Origin of the sequence: Janthinobacterium silvisoli (genome assembly GCF_014200725.1) — a bacterium.
Classification (GTDB): Bacteria; Pseudomonadota; Gammaproteobacteria; order Burkholderiales; family Burkholderiaceae_D; genus Janthinobacterium.
The window spans coordinates 146,409-165,293 of sequence record NZ_JACHCL010000002.1; the positions used below are offsets into that span (position 1 = coordinate 146,409).

The following is an 18,885-nucleotide window of genomic DNA, read 5'->3' on the forward strand; positions in this document are numbered from 1 at the left end:
GCACTGTCCTGTTACAACGCGGTCCGGCATGGCCGCCGCTGATGCTGACAATTGCGTCGTTTATTTCTGTGTAGAAATAACAATCAGAACCGCAGAATACCGAGATGCAAGATTCCCGTCCAGCCATACCTGCATTTACTTGATTATCAGCATGCAAATATGCGCACACTGTGGCTGACGGGGCAAATTGGGTGCCTGTTTTATAATGCTGCGCGAATCGATCATCAACCTCGATCATCCATCAAGAAAGGCATGCAGGAATGACGGCACTGGAACAGCAGATCACAGAAGAAATGACGTCGGCGATCCACGCCTGGTTCGATGAGCGTTTACTACGCACGGACCTGGAACAGGCCGTGCAGCGCACCAGCTTGCAAGTGGGCATCTTCAGCGATTTCCTGCTCGACTACAAACCGGGCCGTACCATCGTCGATGTCGATCTGGATTTCGGCGATGATGAACAGCCGGCGACACCGGCGCGCCTCGACGAAGCACTGATGCGCGACAATATTGCTCCACAGCTCAGCGCATTGATACAGGCGCGGCTGGCGGAGGTGGCCGACACGCCGCTGATCGACTACCGTTTTACGGCCAAAGGGAAATTCCAGACGGCCCAGGGCAAGCTGCACCTGACCTTGCTGGAATACCTCAATGAAAACAAGCGGCAACTGCTGCTGGACCGCATACACACGTATATCGAGCAAAAACTGTTACGTGGAGACAAACCGACGAAACCGCTGGAATCGTTCTTTTTGACGCGACACCTGCTCGATACGCAACTGTTCCCCGTACTCGATGTGGCCTGGACCATCGCTCAGTTCGAGCGCATACAGCAATTGAACCGGGAGCGCCCGCAAGCGCTGGCGGAACACCGTTCAAATATCACCCAAGCCGTGGTGGACTGGGCGGAAAGCGATTTCCTGCCCCGCTATTACGATGTGCAGGCATCGGCCTACCGCGCGGCGGAATATACGCTTAAACCAGGTATGGCGGCCGAAAATGCCGCAGACCAAATCGACCTGCTGTTATATGGCGCCGTGATGATCTTGCGGCATGAACCCAGCTATGCCAAGGCAAAGGGTTTGAAATTTCTCGACATTGCCAAACAGCTGGGTAGCGAACGCGCCATGCGCATGCAAAACGAAGGCAGCGGCCATTTCGCGCCAGACGCCATCGCGCTGAAAACCGCGCAGGTGGAATGCCACGCCCACGATATTTTTGCTGTCATGACCATCGCCATCAAGCAAGAGGAAGCCTCCGCCTACGAACAGGCACTGCTCTTCGTCACACGGCTGCTGCAACAAGGCTTCCCGAAAAGCTACCAGATCAAGCTCAAGTCCAAGGCAAAAAACTATCTGCCGCTCAAGGGACTGGCCAAATCGGATACCCATCGTTTCTTTGCCAACGCCCTCGCCTACCCGGCGCTGCAGCCGCTGCTGCACGACTATGCGCGCGCGGCCATAGGGCAATTCGAATGGTATGCGGATACGGAAGGCGAAAAAAATTGCATGCCTGGTACGTATGCCGTCTTCGGACTGGCTCTGGCCGATGCACGCAATTTCCCCTTGCTAGGCTATTACATGGAAAACGTGGATGAAGAGCATCAATCGGTACAAGACGCCATGACAGCCGCGTTTGCCGTCCAATATGGAGTGACGGCCAGTTCCGTGGCAACCCTGGTGGCGTGCCTGCGCCGCTCCACCGACTCGTTAAAACTCAAGCTGCAGGCCGAGCTGGAAGATGTAGAGAAACTGGGCCTTCTATACCAGCAAGTGCAGGGAATGGAAGGCTACGAGGTGGAAAGCGTGCTGTACCCGATCTGGGGCAAGGTAGAAAAGCTGGCGGCGCTGGCGCGCAAGGCGGAAGGCAAACGCAAGGCACTGCTGGAAGCCTTGCTGGCCAAAATCAGCGCCACCTGAACCAGCCGTGCGTGCAGTGTGCAAACTTATTCATTTCACCATATATAATGCGCTCGCCAAAATTTCCTTAAGGTAATTTTGGCGATGAACATACTAATATGGAGAAACGCATGCATCAAGCCCGGTATTTAAAATCCCTCACCTTGCTGGCAACCCTGGCCAGCGCGGCGCTGGCCCCGCCTGCCATGGCAGCAGAAACTGCAAACACTGATCTGGCGCCTGTCGAGGTAGCGAACCTGTATATCAAGACTGTGGTCAATGAAGACGAGGCCAGCATCGCTGCTCTCAACGATTACCTGCGTGCTACCCGCCTGGCAGGCCATCAGCCTGCGGAATATGCCTCGTTCAGCGACCTGCGAAAAGCGGCGGCAGAGTTTCCCATCGAAATGGGCAAGACCATCGCCGGATTGTTCCCGGCTGCGATGCAAGCGAGTTTGACCCCGGCAGCCCGGCAACTGGCGGCGAATGTGCTGGCGGCAAAAAACGGCGCTATCTGCAAGACCACAGGCGCCGAGCCGGTCAAGGAAGAGAGAGGCATCCAGACTTCCGCCGTCAGTTTCGAATGCCAGATCGTCAAGGCGCCGTTGTCGTGGGCACAGGCGGCGCAGCAACTGGCCAAAAGCGGCTGCAAGGCTGAGCAATGCGAAGCCGGCCTGAAAAAGATTGCCGACAGCTATGCAACTGGCCCGCAACAGACCTGGAGCGCCGTGTTTCCTGTCAGCCGCGAAAAGAGCACGGAAGCGTGGCGTAATGATTTCGCACGAGAAACGTTTAACGACATCTGGGAATACTTGTAAGCCTATAGTGCGCAAGCGGACAGGAGCATCTTTTATAATAGCTTCTTACCATCTCGAAAGGAGCTTCGATGCTATCTATACCTCCTCGCCTATGGTTAGGCCCTGCCATACTGGCCCTGTCCGGTTTGACCGCCTTGCCGGCGGTACAAGCCCAGCAACCGAGCGCTGTCGATGCGCGCGCCATCTGGCCTGAACGCTCCTTGTCGGCCTGCCGCACTGCGCAAGCAGAGGCTGTCGATACCTGTCTGCTGCGCACCATGCAAAAAAGCGGCGCCCGTCCGCAAGCTATCGCGGCGGCAAAAGGGCTGGTCGCCGCTGGCAATCCGGGCTTTATTTCCGCCTGGCGGCCGCTGGGCAAAGCTGGCCTGGCCACCGTGACGTATCCGTTCCGCGCCAATACCAATCAAGGCAGCCTGCTGGTCAGCAGCGATGGCACTGCCGTCGATATAGACTGGGAACTGCTGCGCGATGAAGACCGGGCCACCGATACCTGGCGCACGTTTGCCAGCGCCCACCCTGACTCGCTGCCGTTTGCGCCAGCCTCCTTCGTGGGCACGACGGACAGCGAAGATGGTGGCCACAGCCTGCTGTTTTCCACGCCGCTGAAAAGCTGCCACGCCTGCGCCACCGATGGCAGCTTGCTGGTGTCCTACGAGATCGACAAAGAGGGTGTCGTGCGTAGCCGAAAACTCTTGGCAATTAAATAAATCTGTCAATACAATAGGCCAATGGCCTGCTCATGCCCCGCGCATGCCATCCATCTTTGACTATTGACAGGAATTCATGCGCCGCTCCCGCCTTTCCCTTTTCACCGCCCTGTTGCTATGTCTGGGCGCCAATCACGCGGTCGCCCAGGCAAGCCAGACTGCAGCCGTTACCAGCAGCGCCACGCCTTTGGTGATCGGCGAAAGTTTTACCTTAGCCTCCAAAGCGCTGGGCGAAACCCGTCACATCAATGTATATGTGGCGCGCGCCTGGGATACGCCACCCGATGCGCCGCTGCCCGTGCTGTACATGCCGGACGGCGGCATCCAGGAAGATTTCTTGCACGTAGCGGGCTTGCTGCAGGTGTCGGTTGCGAATGGCACGATGCGGCCCTTCATGCTGGTCGGCATACAAAACACCGAGCGCCGCCGTGACTTGACGGGGCCGACCGATAATCCCGAAGACCGCAAGATCGCCCACGTGGTGGGTGGCTCGGCCGCCTATCGCAGCTTTATCCGTGATGAACTGATGCCGGAAGTCAAACGGCGCTACCGCACCACGCCGGAAACAGCCATCGTCGGCGAGTCGCTGGCGGGCCTGTTCGTGGTGGAAACCTTTTTACTCGAACCGCAACTATTCGACCATTACCTGGCCTTCGATCCCAGCCTGTGGTGGAACCGCAGCGCCTTGCCAGCCCAGGCCGCTGCCCTGCTGGCCAAACAGGGGCCAGGCAAGCATAGCCTGTACCTGGCCAGCAGCAGCGAAAAAGGCATCGCCATCGAAGTGCAGCGTATGGAAGACATCTTGCGCAAGCAGGCGCCAGCGGGCTTGTTATGGCATGTGGAAAAAATGCCGGATGAAACCCATGGCACGATTTACCAGCCTGCCGCCCTGAAGGCATTCCGGGCAGTCTTTCGTCCCGCAGTTACGATAAACTAAGCCATGAACCGCCGAACATGGACAAACTGTAATGTTTCATGGCCGGTGTGCCGCGGGCCTGCCCTGTAAAATGCGCTGCCGGAAAGACCATAAAATACACTGTTTTTTTCGGCACGAAAACTCTCCTGCCTGACGCCTACCCGAGTACAAAACATGACCTTCCTGCAATTATTCATCCTCTCCATCGTCCAGGGATTCGCAGAACTGCTGCCCGTGTCCAGCTCTGCCCACGTCATCATGGCTGAAAAGCTGATGGGACTGGATCCGACCTCGCCCGAACTGACCATGCTGCTGGTGATGTTGCATACCGGGACCATGTTTGCCGTCATCGTGTACTTCTGGAAATCCTGGCGCGCCACCTATTTCAGCTCGACTGCAGCCTTCCGCAGCAATGTCTTGCTGCTGGTCGCCGCCACGGCCATGACGGGCATCGTGGGCCTGGGTTTACTAAAACTGATTACCCATGTGGTGATGGCCGATACGCCGGGCTTTGAAATCGAACACCTGTTTGGCAATGCCAAGCTGATGGCTGCCGCACTGGCCGCCGCTGGCGTGCTGATCATCGTGTCGTCGCGCATGAAAGCGCGCGACACCGGTGTGCTGAGTGTGCCGAAAGCCATCGTCATCGGCGCCGTACAAGGCTTGTGCCTGCCATTCCGCGGTTTTTCGCGCTCCGGCGCCACCATTTCCACAGGCATCGCCATGGGCGTGCCGCAACGCCGCGCCGAAGAATTCAGTTTCGCGCTGGCCGTCGTGCTGACTCCAGCCGTGCTCGTCAAGGAAGGCTGGCGTTTCTATAAAGCCATCGCCGATGGCACCATCGCCCATGCCGGCGGTGTGGGCCACCTGATTGCGCCCAGCCTGATTGGCATGGTGCTGTCTTTCCTGGCGGGTTTGCTGGCCCTGCGCTGGCTGTCGAGCTGGCTGGAACAGGGCCGCTGGCATTTCTTTGGCGCGTATTGCCTGGCCGCTTCGCTGGTGGTGCTGTGGGTGGGGTAAAATCGCGGGGGCTTCGGCCCCAGCCATGCCTCACTGAAAGTCTCTGATGAATTTTGCCGCCACCGCCGCCCTCTCCCTTGCCATGTCCACCGATGCCTTTGCCGCCGCTGTCGGCAAGGGCGCAGCGCTGCACAAGCCGCGCTGGTCGGAAGCCTTGCGAACCGGGCTCATCTTTGGGGTGATCGAAGCCATTACGCCCGTGATCGGCTGGGCCTTGGGCCGGGTGGCCGCGCCTTATGTGGAAGCCTGGGACCACTGGATCGCCTTCGGCTTGCTGGCCATCATCGGCCTCTTGATGATACGCAACGCTCTCGCCACACCCGACGCCGACGAGGCGCCCGCGCAGAAGCATTCCTTCTGGGTACTGGCCGTGACCGGCTTTGCCACCAGCATCGACGCCATGGTGGTGGGCGCCGGCCTGGCCTTGCTGGGCGCCAATATCATTGTCACTGCCGCAGCCATCGGCTTTTCCACCTTCGTGATGGTCACCCTGGGCGTGATGCTGGGCAGAGTTTTGGGCACCGTGGCCGGCCGCCGCGCCGAACTGGTCGGCGGCGCCATCCTGATCATCATCGGCTGCGTGATCCTGTACGAACATATCGGGCACGCCGCCTGAACAGGCGCACGCCGCTGACAGCTGCGCTGCGCGCCCGCGCATTATGCTACATTGAGATCTCTTCGCTCACGCTACACAGGTGACTTTCATGGAAACACTGGAGCTGCTGTTTGCCTCACTGGTGCGCGAAACCGCCGCATCGATACGCGACCATCACGTGCCGTTCGGCATCCGGCACGATGAACAGGCGTATTACGCCTGGATGGATGCGCATCCGATCGATGGCTATGTGCAGGAAGCGTACCGGGAGATCGAGGAAACCGCCCAGCAACTACGTTCCATCCGCGCTGGATAGCTGGCGCCTGACCAAACCTGCTGCGCGTTGGTATAGGCGGCCTGCGATGCTCACCGTACATGCGTACGGTTGCGCTTCTTAGCCGCCTCTACCTGCCGCTCGCGACGGTTTTGTCAGGCGCTGTGACTTTTAGATCGAGGTGTTCATTTGATAATTTAGTTTTGATAAATATCAAATACTCTGCAGTTTTGAATCGAACGGCGGGTCAAGACCGGGACAATGAGGGCTGGCAATAGCATCCTATGGGTCACACTATGGATCAGCAACAAAAACACCATATCAAGGGCTATGAATTCCATGTCACGGGGGCGCTGGAGAAGGATGGGCGTTACCGGGGGCTGATATTGCTCAGCCGGCGAGGCGATACGGCGCAGGTGTATGCCAAGCCCATTCTGATTGAAACGCATAGCAGCTTCAAGTCCGTGCATGCGGCGCTGATCGAGGCGTCGGCGTATGCGCAGGAAATGATCTTCAATGGCGCCATCAAGGCCTTGTTGCCCCCTGCCGATACGCCTGGTGCTGAAAAACCGGCGCCACAGCCATCGAACCTGGCCGGTCACTGAAGGCCAGGAAGGCCAGCGGCTGCGCAGGTATAATCATCGGCACCGCTGGGGGCGCTCTACTGCCCTCCCCGGCTTTCCCTGACCTGATGAGACCTTGCCTTGATGGATACAATAAACTGGCCGCTGGCCTTCCTGATCATTTGCGCGCTGGTTGCCTTGCTGGCCAAAAAGAATGGTCACTCCTGGTATCTATTCTTCTTTGCCGCCAGCGTGCCTTCCGTGCCGCTGTTGCTGTTGTTGCCACACATACTAGACGAGAGCATTTCCGCGCTGCCCGCCGTCAGGCTGGCGACGGTGCTGGTATGCCCAGCCATCGCCCTGGTGCTGGGATTTCGCCAGAAAGCACGCAAGCCCTGACCGTTGATGCTTAGTGGATGCTTGGTGGATACTTAACGGGCTGGGCCTGCATCGGCCAGACGCCAGCCGACCGATAGCGCCACTTGCTGTGCTTCGCGTTCATTGCTGCAATCTTCATAATCGCAGGTATCTTCGTACGCGCCGCAGGCAAGGTTCTGGCTGACAAATGAACCTACCCAGCGGCCATCACGGCGCTGACGGGCCGTGGCACTGATGGTAAAACCTTTGTGGGTGGTCGGGTTTTCCAAAGTCATAATTCCTCCGCATAAAAAGCGTCAGCCACCTGACAGAAGTCCAGTCTGCGCCTTGCCGTGTGGATAGTCTGTGCGCTTGACCACACTCATGCCGAAGCGCCGTCGGCATGCATGAAAACACCGGCGATCAGGTATGATTTCGCCATGTGTGGACGACTCAATCAAAATAACACGGCGCGTGAACTGGCGTCAGCGATGGACTGGACCGACGCGGTGTTCGACAGCGAGGCTGAGCCGTATCTGAATGTAGCGCCCGGCACTTACCGGCCCGTTTTGCATATCCAGGACGGCGTACGCCGCATCGACGATGTGTTCTGGGGCTACCGGCCGGCCTGGGCCACTGCAGCTGCAGCCATGCCCGGCAAGAAGAAAATCCCGATTGCCATCAATGCAAGACTGGAAAAACTTAGCGGTGCGTATTGGAAGCCCTTGCTGCGGGCGGGACGTGGCATCGTCTGCGTCTCGGGCTGGTATGAATGGACGGGCGAAAAAGGCGCGAAACAGCCCTGGCATATCCACCGCCGGGACCGCGCGCCCCTGTTCCTGCTGGCCATGGCCCATTTCGGCCCCTATTTACACAACCGTGAAGAAGCCGGTTTCGTGCTGGTCACGGCCGACAGCATGGGCGGCATGGTCGATATCCACGACCGACGCCCCGTCGCTGTCAGCCGCGAAGATGCCTGGCGCTGGCTCGATCCACAATTGACGCCCGACGCGGCGCTGCACCTGGCGCGCAGCTGCATGCTCGCTACGGCATTGTTTGAATGGCATATAGTCGATAATCCACTGGTAGCGGCGGCCAGAGTCAAACCACTTGCACCACCTTCCGCTCAAGCTTCTTTCGACTGGGATTGAACAGGCGCTTGCGCCTGCATCCGGTAGCGATGCGGCGTAGTGCCCGTCCATGACTGAAATGCGCACACAAACGAATTACCGTCATCGAAAGCCAGCAACAAGGCAATTTCCGCGCCCGACATCGACGCATTCTTCAGATAATGCAGGGCCAGCTCCAGTCGCAGCCCGTCCAGAGTCTGCTGATAATGCTGTCCTTCCACCTGCAGCTTGCGCTGCACGGTGCGTGTGCTCAAGCCCAGCTTGCGTGCGACCGCGCCCAGCGCGGAGACGCCTGCCGGTAGCAATTCCAGCAAGGCGGCGCGCACCCGGTCGGCTGTGCTGGCGCCCTGGTCGATATCGTGCAAGCGCTGGCGCAGGCCGGGCTCGAAAAAGGCCCACATGCTGTCATTGGCAGTCATAAAGGGAGCGCGCGCATCCTCGGCACTGAAAGTGAGGCCATGGATCACTCCCGGCAGCGGCACCACGCCAAAATATGGAGCATAGTCAGCCATGCGTACCAGGGACCGGGGCAGCACCACACGCAAGGGCACGATGGCGCTGCGTGTCGCCAGGCGCGCCAATTGCACGAAAAATACAATTTCAGCAGCCACCAGCACGGGCGGCGGTATCGAGGTCTTGTCGCGCCATGTCAGCGTGACGTGCGTGCGGGCCTCCGTGCGGGCGACGTCGAGTACCACGGGTGAACACAGGCGCTTGAATTTCTGCAGCCGGGACAGCGCCATGTCCAGATCCACGCTGGACAGCGCGGCAAACGCGGCAGGGTCAAACCACTCGACCGACATGGCCCCGGCGATCAATAGTGGCAAGGGCAACCTTGCAGCGGCCGTTTCTTGCTCCAGTGCCAGCCACAGACAATAGTAATCCGCGATGGCAATCTGCCGCCGCTCACCCTGCAGCAAATCGAGGGGCAAGCCAGCGCGCCGTAACAAGCGTGACTGGGGTATCCGTAAATCGGCCAGCAGCAAGCGCCAGCCCAGCGGATGCAGGCTGGCAACGGCATGGCCAGGGCGGTGATGGTGCAAGCTGGTATCGGGCATAGACAGTAATTGTAGCGTGCCTGCAATCATCTCAACGGACATAGGCGCGATCGGCAGCCGCATTGGCGCGTTTCGCCGATGACGGCGCGCCACCGGCCCGGCAAAGTACTCTCCTGCCATTTGGCATGACCAACAAGGACACGGCAATATGAACAAGACCATACTGATCACCGGCGCCAGCAGCGGCATTGGCAACATCACCGCGCGGCATTTCCAGGCCAGGGGCTGGAACGTGATCGCCACCATGCGCGACCCGGCACGGGGAGCGGCACTCGCCGGGCTGGACAATGTTTTCGTGACCCGACTCGACGTGCGGGATGGGGAATCGATCCATGCGGCCATCGCAGCAGGTATCGCGCACTTCGGCAGCATCGATGTATTGCTGAACAATGCCGGCTATGGCGCCAGCGGACCACTCGAGGCGACGCCAGCGGAAAAGATCCGGCGCCAGTTCGACACCAACGTCATCGGTTTACTGGAAACGACCAAGGCCGTGCTGCCGCTTTTCCGTGGCGCGGGGAAGGGCATCGTCATCAATATCTCTTCGCCTGCGGGCAAGGCCGGTTTTCCCTTGAGCTCCCTGTACTGCGGCAGCAAATTTGCCGTGGAAGGCTTGTCGGAAGCGTTAAGCTTTGAGCTTGGCGCCATCGGCATAACGGTCAAGATCGTCACGCCCGGCCATATGGCCACCGAATTCGGCGGTGCTTCCTTTGATTTCAATAACGAGGCCAGCCTGGCCGAATACCAGCCTTTCGTACGCAAATTCGAAGCAATACGGCAAAACTACCCGGCCGGTGGCGATCCGGCTACCGTGGCTGAAGTCATTTATCAGGCAGCAACAGACGGCTCACGGCAGCTGCGTTACATCGCCGGCAACGATGCGCGTGCACTGATCGCCGCCCGCCATGCCAGCGATGACGCCACCTTCATGCAAGGCATCGCTAGTCAGTTCGGCTTGTAAGCCGAAGGTAGCCTTGCCAGACTGCGCCACAGCGCTTCAAACGGCCCCTGCCTGAAATACCTGAGCCAGTAACGGCTCAACACCACCTGCCCCGCCATGATCAGCACGGTCAAGCCCAGCATCCCGGCGGGGCTCAGGCGCGCGGCCCAGCCCAGGCCGGGGCCTTGCAGCAACCAGGTGCCAATGAATGATTGCAGCAGGTAATTGGTCAGCGCCATGCGCCCCACGGGCGCCAGCCAGGAACCCAGCCATTGCAGCATGAAGGGACCAGCCAGCATCAGCGCCGCCACATAGCCCGCCGCCAGCAGCGGTCCGCCGATAAAGAGCAGGACGCCGAACAGCGGTTCGTTCAACAAGGTTTGATATGGGGACAAGGTTTGCCACAAGGTGGCGCTGGCCGATAGCAGATTGAACGGCAAGCCTACAACCAGCCCGACAAGCAATACCCAGCGCCATAGCTGACGGTGGCGCCGGGGCTGCACCAGCCAGCCGAAACGCACGGCCAATATCCCCAGCAGGAACAGCGCAATGATGTGCGGCAGCATCACGATGGCGTACAGCAGCTGCATCGCATAATCGCGCGCGCGCAGCGACGCCACGGCAGCCAGCCCACCTTGCGTGTACGTGGCATAACGATTGGCAAAGGTTTGCAACTCTTCGGCGATAGCTTGCGGGCTGACCCTGGCGCCAAACGGATATAGCAGGCATATGAACAAGAGAAAGCCGCCCGCGACCAGCCAGGCCCGGTTGCGCACGCGGCTCAGGCGAGCAGCCGCCAGCGGCAGGATCAGCATGCCGGCCACCGCATACGAGGCCAGCACGTCGCCGCTCCAGATCAAAAAGCCATGCAGCAGGCCGAACACCAGCAGCCAGCGCAAACGCCTTTGATACGCCGCTTGCGCCGCCGGCCAGGTTCCCAATTGACGTTTCAGCGAACGTGTCTGCAGGGCAAAACCGGCGCCGAACAAAAAAGCAAAGATGGGATAAAACTTGAGTTCGGCGAACGCCGCCACAAAAAAGATGGCGGCCCGGTCCAGCCACGGCGCATCGGGTGCCAGGGTGCCGTAGCGCAAGGACAAGCTGCCCCAGGCAAAGGCCCACACGTTCACCAGCAAGATGCCAAACACGGCCAGGCCGCGCAGCACATCGAGCTGCAACAGGCGGCCGGGTTTGCTGTTCACCGCTTAGCCGCGCAAGGTCGGGTAATCAGCCACGGTCAACTGGAAACCAGCCTGATCCGATTGCAAACGCGCGTGGCCGCCAAACGGCAACGTCACCCTGCGGCGGATATGGCCAAATTCCAGCCCCGTCAACACGGGCACAGGCAGGCGCTGGCGCACATAGGCCAGCATGGCATCGAAGTCATAACCATTGTCGAGCGGACTGAGTTTATACGCAGAAAAATCGCCCAGCAACACGGCTTGCTGGCGGCCGATCACGCCCGCGTGCAGCAATTGCAGCAGCATGCGTTCGACCCGGTACGGATGCTCGTTGACATCTTCCAGGAACAGGATGCCGCCCTCGATCTCGGGAAAGTACGGCGTGCCCAGCAGATGCACCAGCATGGCCAGGTTGCCGCCCCACAGCTTGCCTTGCAGGTCGACCTGCGGGTTGCCCTCGGCCACACCCGTCACCGTATGCGTCGGACCGGCCAGGCAATCCCACAACTGCTGCTGCGTAAATTCAACCGGCTCGTCGCGGATAAAATCGTCGCACACCATGGGACCGGCAAAGCTGATCCGGCCGGTCTTGGCCATCAAGCCCATGTGGAAGGCTGTGAAATCGCTATAGCCGACAAACAGCTTGCCGCTATCGGCCATGGCCTGGAAATCGATCTCGGGCAAGATGCGGCTGATGCCGTAACTGCCGCGCAAGGCGATCACCACCTGCACATCAGGGTCGGCAGCGGCTGCATTCAGTTGCGCCAGCCGCCCTGCTTCCGTGCCGCCGAAACGCTGGAATGTATGTGCCGGGTCGTAATAATTGTGGATAGTGGCGCCTTGCGCCTGCAAGCGGGCGATGCCGCGCTCCAGGGCTGCTTCATCGGGCGCGTAACCGCCGGGCGCCACGATGGCGATACCAATTTCAGGTGTAGTCAAGATAAAATCCGGGCGTGGAAAAAAAGACCGCGCGCCTAGGCGGGCTGGGAGCGCAATTGCTCAGCCATCTTACCTTGCAGATGCATATCGATCAAGGCAAGCAGGCGCTCGATCAGCTGCGGCGGCAGGTCGTGGCCCATGCCTTCGATCACTTCCAGCCGCGCACCCGGGATCAGGGCCGCCGTATCGATGCCGCAGGCCACGGGGATCAAGGGATCGGCCGCGCCGTGGATCACCAGCGACGGGCAGCATATGCTTTTCAACAATTCTGTGCGCTCGCCCGAAGCCACGATCGCCACCATCTGCCGGGCCATGCCTTCAGGGTAACTGCCCCGCTCGAGCGCCGCGGCGATGCGCCGGCGTAAAATTTTTTCAGCAATGGGATAGGACGGGCTGCCGATCACGCGCATGGTAGCCGCCATGTGGTCCATCACTTCCTCGCGGCTGGCCTTGCGCTTCGGCCCCTGCAGCAAGGCCAGCCTTGCCGCCCGCGTGGGGCCGGGCAAACCGCGCCGGCTACTGGTCGACATGATCGATGTCAGGCTCAATACCTGCTCGGGTGCGCGCGCCGCCATCACCTGGGCGATCATGCCCCCCATCGAGACGCCGATTACGTGCGCCGCTTCGATACGCAAGGCGGCCAGCAAGGCGAGCGCGTCTTGCGCCATGTCATCGAGGGTGTAGGCACTTTTCAAAGGCCAGCCAACCAGGTTTTTCAGGTAGGCCAGCGGCAGATGCGGTTTGCCCGCCTGCGTCATCTTGCTCGACAAACCAGCATCGCGGTTGTCAAAGCAGACAACATGGAAACCTTGCTCGACCAGTCCTTCGACGAAGTCTTCCGGCCAGGCGATCAATTGCATGCCTAGTCCCATCACCAGCAGCACGCAGGGATCGGTCGGCTTGCCATGCGTTTCGTAGGCAAGATTGAGGCCATTGGCCATGATGGTTGCCATGCTTGCCTTTCATCCAGTAATAGCCCGCCAGGGCCCTGGAATCAGCATATCACCATTGCGGCCCAGCCATGGCGCCGCACGCGGCAGCCGGGCTGGAGTGTTGCAACTTGACTACGACTACTTGGCGCGAGGCAAACCCTCGGCCAGGTCCATCCACGCTTGCGGCTGGGTCTTGCCCCGCTCGCGCACGCCAAAGAAGGACAGCACTTGTGTGCCTTCATTGTCGAAGAACTCGACCGAGGTCACGCCGCCGCGCTTGACGATCCAGCCGCTGCGCAGCGCCGTGTCGCGGATATGCAGGTTGAAGTCGGGATCGAGCACATTGTAAAAGCCGCCGGCGGCCATGGTTTTTTCCACCTTGCCGCTGTAAATCTGCGTCAAGCCTTCGTTGCCCAGGAACACCATGATGGCGACCTTGTTCTTCGCCGCGCCTTCGAGCAGGCTGCGCAGCGCTTCCGGCGTTACGCGCTCGACGGCACCGGCGGGCGCCAGACGCAAGGCTTGTTCGCGCGACAAGTGGAATTCACGCATGATTTGCGCAAACTGGTGCACGTCCGTCATGTCTTTCCATGCCAGCTGGAATTCTTTCAAGTCGATTTCAGCGTCCGGCTTTTCAGCGGCTTTCGGCACGGCTGCGACCACGTTCAGCTCGGCGCTTTGTTCCGGCAAGCGGAATTTGGCGGCGATCTGCTCAAACACGGCCACGCCAGGCTCGTTGCGCAGGAAAATCTTGTGCACGGCCATGCCGTTGGCATCAAAGAATTGCAGGCTGCGCGTCAGCTTGCCGTCGCGGCCAGGCTGGGCCACGGCAAACGCGTATTTCCAGTTTTCAAAATGAAAACGCAAGTCGATCGCGCCGCCCAGGTAGCCACCGGCGATATTGCGCTGGCGCGCTTCTTTTTCAGGGTCCTGCTTATTGTCGGCCTGGTCCGCCTGTTCGGACTTGTCGCCCGACTGCTTGAATTTGCTGGCCGTGCCCGTGGTTTCGATCACGCCATTTTCATTGCGCGTAATCGCCTGCACCAGACCCAGGTCCAGCGCGGCGCGCATGATTTCGCGCGGCTGGTTGCCATCGGCTTGCAGGCGCGTGACGCCATTGCCGAGATTGGTCGCCAGCAATTGCGCCTCCGACACGCCCAGCGCGCGCGCCGCGTCGCGGATCTGCAGCTTGGGCTGCTCGGTGCGCAGGCTGGACCAGCGTTCTGCCAGGGTGGCTGGGGCCGCGTATGCGTTTGCAATCAGCAGGCTGCCTAGCAGGGAAAGAACGAGTTTCGATAACTTCATGGATAGTCCATTCTATAAAACATGGGAGGCAGCTAAGTAAAATGCCTCCCGGTGGAAAAATTAATAGTTGACGCTCAGGCTGGCGGCGATATTGCGGCCCGGTTTGGCATAGCGCTCGATTTCACTACGGGTGGCCACCGTGGTGCCGGCCGGCAAGGAACGCGCAGCCGAGTAATCCCAGTACTTGCGGTCGGTCAGGTTGTAGACGCCGAAGATGACCTTGGCATGTTTGTTGATGTTCCAGTAGCTGGACAAGTCAAAGGTGGTGTACGACGGCACCTTGAAGCGTGGCGTGGCCACGCCCGAGATCACATCGTCCGGCGCCTGCTTTTCACCGGCATGCAAGGCCACCAGTTCCACCCCGAACAACTGGTTGGCATGGTCATAACCGAACGACAAGGCTGTCTTGGCTGGCGCCACCGACGCCAGGCCAGCCGTCTCGCCCGTCAGGGTGTTGTAGGCGCGGCCCTTGGCGATGCCGGTGGCCAGGTTGGTGTGATAACCCTGGAAAGCAGGCAGCCAGGTACCCAGTTCGGCGCGCAGGTTCAGCTCGCTACCCCAGGTGCGCGCATTGCCGATGTTTTCAGGACGGTACAAGCCATAGGTGATGGTCGGGAAATTGACCGGGTCTGGCGGCTGGATCACGTACTCGATCATGTCCTTGTATTCCGTCTGGTAGACGGACAGGTTCATGCTCAAGCCCTTGCTCACATCGCCCTTCAAACCTAGCTCGAAAGCCGTGCTGGTTTCCTTGCGCAAATCGGCATTGCCCAGGATGGCGTAACCATTGCCGGTGCCCGTATAGCTGAAGGAATCATAGGTGCCGGTGCGTTCGGCGGCTGTCGGCAAGCGCGTGCCACGCGTGGCGGTGGCGTAGGCATCCAGTTGCGGCAGCACTTCTACCGACAGGCTCAGGCTAGGAGTGAAATAGCTTTCGCTTTCCTTGCGCACTTCTTTCGACGCGCCAGGTACGGCAATCACGTAATTTGTCAGATTCTGCGGTTCCAGCTTGCGGTAGTCGCCGCGCAAGCCTGGCGTCAAAGTGGCTTTCTTGCCGGCCAGGTTAAACGTGTAATCGTCGCGCAGATACAGCGCCAGCTTGGTGGTATCGATATCGGCCATGCGGTTCTTGCGCGTGATCTGGTGTTCGCCAGTGGCGATCACGGTGCGGTCTTCCACCCATGGACGGCGCGACTGGGTCTGTTCCAGTTGCGCCCCATACACCAGGGCATTGTCGGCGTTGAGCTGTTTAAAGGCTTCCGAGGTCAGGCCCACGCTATTGTTGGTGAAGCTGGTATCGATATTGCGGAAATACGGCTTGCCGCCCGTGATATAGCGGGCATGGGTTTTATCCTGCACCTTGGAATCTTGCAGATAGACTTTGGAGGTCAGGCGGTCGAACAGGGCAAAGTCTTTCAAGACGATGTCATGGCCCAGGCTGATACGCGTGCGGCGCGTGACGGAATCCTGCTTCACGCCTTCCGGATACGAAGCGCTGACCTTGTTGTCGACTTCGCGCTTGTTCATGCGTTCAAACATGTCCACGGTCAGGTCCAGCTTTTGTTCGCCCGGCAAGGCCCACACCAGCTTGGACAGCAAGGCGTTCGAGTGCCAGTCGTCCGGATTGACGGTGGTATCGCCCCGGCTTTCCGTCTGCTTGCCATCGCGGCGCACATACACGGCCAGCGCTTGCAGGCTGTCGCCAACCTTGGCGGCGCCCGTCAAGGTGTGGGCATTGCTGCGGTTCGAACTGGTGCGACCGAATTTATAGCCGGCGTAATAATCCTGCCCTGCCCCCAGGTAATCCTCGGGCGACTTGGTGATAAACGTCACGTTGCCGCCCAGGCCAGGCGTGCCGGCGCCGACGGAAGTGGTGCCCGAATCGATGCGCACTTCGCGGAAAGTTTCCGGATCAAAATAATCGCGGCCGGTGGCAAACGCGTTCAAGGTCGTGCCATCGGGTTTAGGAGCAGCGTCCGGCAGCGAGATGCCATCGACGTCCAGGCTGACGCGGTTGCCTTCCATGCCGCGCACGTTGTAACCGGTATTGCCCGAGCCATCCCACACGTTGCCGCTGCCCGAAGCGGCGGCCGGTGCACTGATCAAAGGCAGGTAGCGCACCACGCCGCCCATGTCGGTCACGCCCTGGCGTTCCAGGTCGGTGCTGCTGATGACGGTCTTGGTGCCGGCGCGGCGTTCGTATTCCTGCTTGCTGCTGACGACGATTTCCGGGAAGGTCGGCAGCTTGGCCGGTTCCTGGGCAGCCGTGCCGGCGTTGACGGCCGCAGCCGTTTGGGCTTGGACTGGCAGCAAAGGCGCGGCGAACAGGCCCAGCAAGGCGGCACGCAGCACCAGGCTATGGCGGCGAGCGGGTGTGATGGAAATGGAGCGGGCAGCAATACGCTGCGAATGCACTGGTGTCATGATAATCCGGTCTAAGAGTGAAGGCTGGCTCTTGAACCCGGATCGACGAAGTGACGCGAGGAAAGTTTGCTGGCAAAACAATACTGTAACACGAATCATTCTCATTTGAGAATGAGCAAATCGTCTATTCAGAGGTTATTTAGCAACAGTGATCGTGGAAACCGCCAGCCTGGACGGCTGGCGCAAAGACTTATTTTGCCGCCAGGCGGGCTGCCGCCTGCGCGCGGCGGCGCTCGACAAAAAAACGTTTCAAAAAGGCGCCGCACTCGTCGGCCAGTACTCCGCCACTAATCGCCGTCTGGTGATTCAGTGCCGTCTGCTCGAACAGGTTCAGCACGGAACCGCAGGCGCCCGTCTTCGGGTCGCTGGCGCCAAACACCACGCGCGACAGGCGCGCATGCAACATGGCGCCCGAACACATCACGCACGGCTCCAGGGTCACGTACAGTTCACAGCCGGGCAAGCGATAGTTGCCCAGCTTATCGGCGGCGGCGCGCAAGGCCTGGATTTCCGCATGCGCCGTAGGGTCGTGGCGGCCGATCGGCTGGTTGTAACCGACGGCGATGACGACCCCATCCTTGACGACCACGGCGCCCACCGGCACTTCGCCCAGATCCCACGCATGCTGCGCCTGCTCCAGCGCCAGCCGCATAAAGGCTGTATCGGTGGCGCTATCCTGCATTTCAGTCATTGGTGACTTCTGCCCAGCAATTCGGGGTTTCATGCAAGACCAGCTTATGCAGGTGCAAGCCGGTGCCGAAATGGTCGGTAAACGCCGCTTTCAAGATCTCGAAAGCGATGCGGGCCAGGTTTTCCACGGTGGGAATGCGGTCGATGACCACCGTTTTATGGTCGGGCAAGCTGGCCAGGAAGTCGCGCACGGCCACATCCTTTTCATAGACCAGGAAGGCGTGGTCCCAGACGTCGACCAGATGCTGTTTGGCCAGGGTTTTCACGTCGGAAAAGTCCATGATCATGCCGTTGTCGGAATTGCCTTCGGCCTCGATGACATTGCCAACCAGGGTGATTTCCACCGTGTAGCGATGGCCGTGCAAGTTGCGGCACTGGCTTTTATGGTCGGGAATGCGGTGGCCCGCGTCGAATTCAAGCTTGCGTGTGATAGTGAGCATAATTTTTATATTAAGGAATTTGCAGGAGTTTATGGGTTTGCAGGCTCAGCTTCCACTTCGGGTTGCTTTTGCATGTCTCGATGGCCAGTTTCATATTGTGCGCGGCCAGCGGACCGTCCATGGCTTGTACGAAGAAATTCTCGAAATCGAGTCCTTCGTAGGCGGCCAGGTCTTGCTGGAATTGGGGTATCACCACCTTGATCTCGTTACCCTTGTGCACCACCAGGGTGGAGCCCATCTTCGGGCTGACGCAGATCCAGTCCACGCCTGCCGGCACCGGCAAGGTACCGTTGGTTTCGATGGCGATGGTAAAACCGACCGCATGCATGGCGTTGATCAGGGCCGTATCGAGCTGCAACAGCGGTTCACCGCCCGTAAACACCACGTATTTGCTGGCGGTATACTTTTCCGGCCACAGGCTGTTGATCAGCTCAGCCAGTTCCTGCGGCGTCTTGAACTTGCCGCCGCGCTCACCGTCCGTGCCGACGAAGTCGGTATCGCAAAACTGGCAGACGGCCGTGGCGCGATCACTTTCGCGGCCAGTCCACAGATTGCAGCCGGAAAAACGGCAAAACACGGCCGGCCGGCCCGCGTGCGCGCCTTCGCCCTGCAGCGTGTAAAAAATCTCTTTGATGCTATAAGTCACTGTATTTCCTAAGAGCTGGCTGGCGCCACCGCGCGGGCGGGCACATGGATAC

At 59.8% G+C, this 18,885-nt stretch carries 21 protein-coding genes; 11 read left to right on the plus strand and 10 right to left on the minus strand.

What is annotated here, in order from left to right:
- Positions 1-260 precede the first annotated feature (260 nt).
- From HDE75_RS10790 to HDE75_RS10830, 9 genes are all read left to right on the plus strand, one after another.
- Positions 261-1,919: a DUF6138 family protein gene (locus HDE75_RS10790; RefSeq protein WP_183677822.1), complete on the plus strand. Its 1,659-nt coding sequence runs from the start codon at positions 261-263 to the stop codon at positions 1,917-1,919.
- Positions 1,920-2,029: 110 nt separating this feature from the next.
- Positions 2,030-2,716, plus strand: coding sequence for a hypothetical protein (locus HDE75_RS10795; protein WP_183677820.1), 687 nt, complete (start codon positions 2,030-2,032; stop codon positions 2,714-2,716).
- A gap of 68 nt (positions 2,717-2,784) precedes the next feature.
- Complete coding sequence (locus HDE75_RS10800) at positions 2,785-3,423, plus strand: hypothetical protein (RefSeq protein ID WP_183677818.1); 639 nt, start codon at positions 2,785-2,787, stop codon at positions 3,421-3,423.
- A 76-nt stretch (positions 3,424-3,499) separates the two neighbouring features.
- Complete coding sequence (locus HDE75_RS10805) at positions 3,500-4,360, plus strand: alpha/beta hydrolase (RefSeq protein WP_183677817.1); 861 nt, start codon at positions 3,500-3,502, stop codon at positions 4,358-4,360.
- A gap of 153 nt (positions 4,361-4,513) precedes the next feature.
- Complete coding sequence (locus HDE75_RS10810) at positions 4,514-5,359, plus strand: undecaprenyl-diphosphate phosphatase (protein WP_183677815.1); 846 nt, start codon at positions 4,514-4,516, stop codon at positions 5,357-5,359.
- Positions 5,360-5,405: 46 nt separating this feature from the next.
- A complete protein-coding gene (mntP, locus tag HDE75_RS10815) occupies positions 5,406-5,975 on the plus strand; it encodes a manganese efflux pump MntP (protein ID WP_183677812.1) in 570 nt (189 codons plus the stop codon).
- A gap of 88 nt (positions 5,976-6,063) precedes the next feature.
- Positions 6,064-6,270 carry a hypothetical protein gene (locus tag HDE75_RS10820; RefSeq protein WP_183677810.1) on the plus strand — a complete coding sequence of 69 codons (207 nt, stop codon included), beginning with the start codon at positions 6,064-6,066 and terminating at the stop codon, positions 6,268-6,270.
- A 254-nt stretch (positions 6,271-6,524) separates the two neighbouring features.
- Positions 6,525-6,833, plus strand: a complete 309-nt coding sequence (locus tag HDE75_RS10825; protein WP_183677808.1) for a hypothetical protein — start codon at positions 6,525-6,527, stop codon at positions 6,831-6,833.
- Between the two features lie 102 nt (positions 6,834-6,935).
- Positions 6,936-7,190, plus strand: coding sequence for a hypothetical protein (locus HDE75_RS10830; protein WP_183677807.1), 255 nt, complete (start codon positions 6,936-6,938; stop codon positions 7,188-7,190).
- Positions 7,191-7,222: 32 nt separating this feature from the next.
- Here HDE75_RS10830 and HDE75_RS10835 read toward each other — a convergent pair whose 3' ends face one another.
- Positions 7,223-7,444, minus strand: a complete 222-nt coding sequence (locus tag HDE75_RS10835; RefSeq protein ID WP_183677805.1) for a hypothetical protein — start codon at positions 7,442-7,444, stop codon at positions 7,223-7,225.
- A gap of 144 nt (positions 7,445-7,588) precedes the next feature.
- Here HDE75_RS10835 and HDE75_RS10840 point away from each other — a divergent pair, with 144 nt between their 5' ends.
- Positions 7,589-8,299, plus strand: coding sequence for an SOS response-associated peptidase (locus tag HDE75_RS10840; RefSeq protein ID WP_183677803.1), 711 nt, complete (start codon positions 7,589-7,591; stop codon positions 8,297-8,299).
- Here HDE75_RS10840 and HDE75_RS10845 read toward each other — a convergent pair.
- On the minus strand, positions 8,275-9,336 hold the full coding sequence (locus tag HDE75_RS10845; RefSeq protein ID WP_183677802.1) for an AraC family transcriptional regulator: 1,062 nt from the start codon (positions 9,334-9,336) through the stop codon (positions 8,275-8,277). The genes HDE75_RS10840 and HDE75_RS10845 overlap by 25 nt on opposite strands.
- Positions 9,337-9,484: 148 nt before the next feature.
- On the opposite strand from HDE75_RS10845, the gene HDE75_RS10850 reads away from it, so the two are divergent.
- Positions 9,485-10,297 (plus strand): SDR family oxidoreductase, encoded by an 813-nt coding sequence (locus tag HDE75_RS10850; protein WP_183677800.1) that lies wholly within the window; start codon positions 9,485-9,487, stop codon positions 10,295-10,297.
- Here HDE75_RS10850 and HDE75_RS26940 read toward each other — a convergent pair.
- The 8 genes from HDE75_RS26940 to queE all read right to left on the minus strand — a co-directional run bounded on the left by HDE75_RS26940 (position 10,282) and on the right by queE (position 18,833).
- Positions 10,282-11,478 (minus strand): DUF418 domain-containing protein, encoded by a 1,197-nt coding sequence (locus HDE75_RS26940; RefSeq protein ID WP_183677798.1) that lies wholly within the window; start codon positions 11,476-11,478, stop codon positions 10,282-10,284. The two genes, HDE75_RS10850 and HDE75_RS26940, sit on opposite strands and share 16 nt — an antisense overlap.
- A 3-nt stretch (positions 11,479-11,481) precedes the next feature.
- On the minus strand, positions 11,482-12,396 hold the full coding sequence (gene ldcA / locus HDE75_RS10860) for a muramoyltetrapeptide carboxypeptidase (protein WP_183677796.1): 915 nt from the start codon (positions 12,394-12,396) through the stop codon (positions 11,482-11,484).
- A 35-nt stretch (positions 12,397-12,431) separates the two neighbouring features.
- A complete protein-coding gene (locus HDE75_RS10865) occupies positions 12,432-13,349 on the minus strand; it encodes an alpha/beta fold hydrolase (protein WP_183677794.1) in 918 nt (305 codons plus the stop codon).
- Positions 13,350-13,466: 117 nt separating this feature from the next.
- Positions 13,467-14,633 (minus strand): hemin-degrading factor, encoded by a 1,167-nt coding sequence (locus HDE75_RS10870; protein WP_183677792.1) that lies wholly within the window; start codon positions 14,631-14,633, stop codon positions 13,467-13,469.
- 60 nt (positions 14,634-14,693) lie between these two features.
- On the minus strand, positions 14,694-17,057 hold the full coding sequence (locus HDE75_RS10875; protein WP_183677790.1) for a TonB-dependent hemoglobin/transferrin/lactoferrin family receptor: 2,364 nt from the start codon (positions 17,055-17,057) through the stop codon (positions 14,694-14,696).
- A 190-nt stretch (positions 17,058-17,247) separates the two neighbouring features.
- The gene (gene tadA, locus HDE75_RS10880) at positions 17,248-17,748 is read right to left on the minus strand and encodes a tRNA adenosine(34) deaminase TadA (protein WP_183677788.1); all 501 of its coding nucleotides are present in this window, start codon (positions 17,746-17,748) and stop codon (positions 17,248-17,250) included.
- The gene (gene queD / locus HDE75_RS10885) at positions 17,741-18,187 is read right to left on the minus strand and encodes a 6-carboxytetrahydropterin synthase QueD (protein ID WP_183677786.1); all 447 of its coding nucleotides are present in this window, start codon (positions 18,185-18,187) and stop codon (positions 17,741-17,743) included. Before queD ends, tadA begins: the two co-directional genes overlap by 8 nt.
- 10 nt (positions 18,188-18,197) lie before the next feature.
- A complete protein-coding gene (queE, locus tag HDE75_RS10890) occupies positions 18,198-18,833 on the minus strand; it encodes a 7-carboxy-7-deazaguanine synthase (RefSeq protein ID WP_183677784.1) in 636 nt (211 codons plus the stop codon).
- Positions 18,834-18,885: the final 52 nt, after the last annotated feature.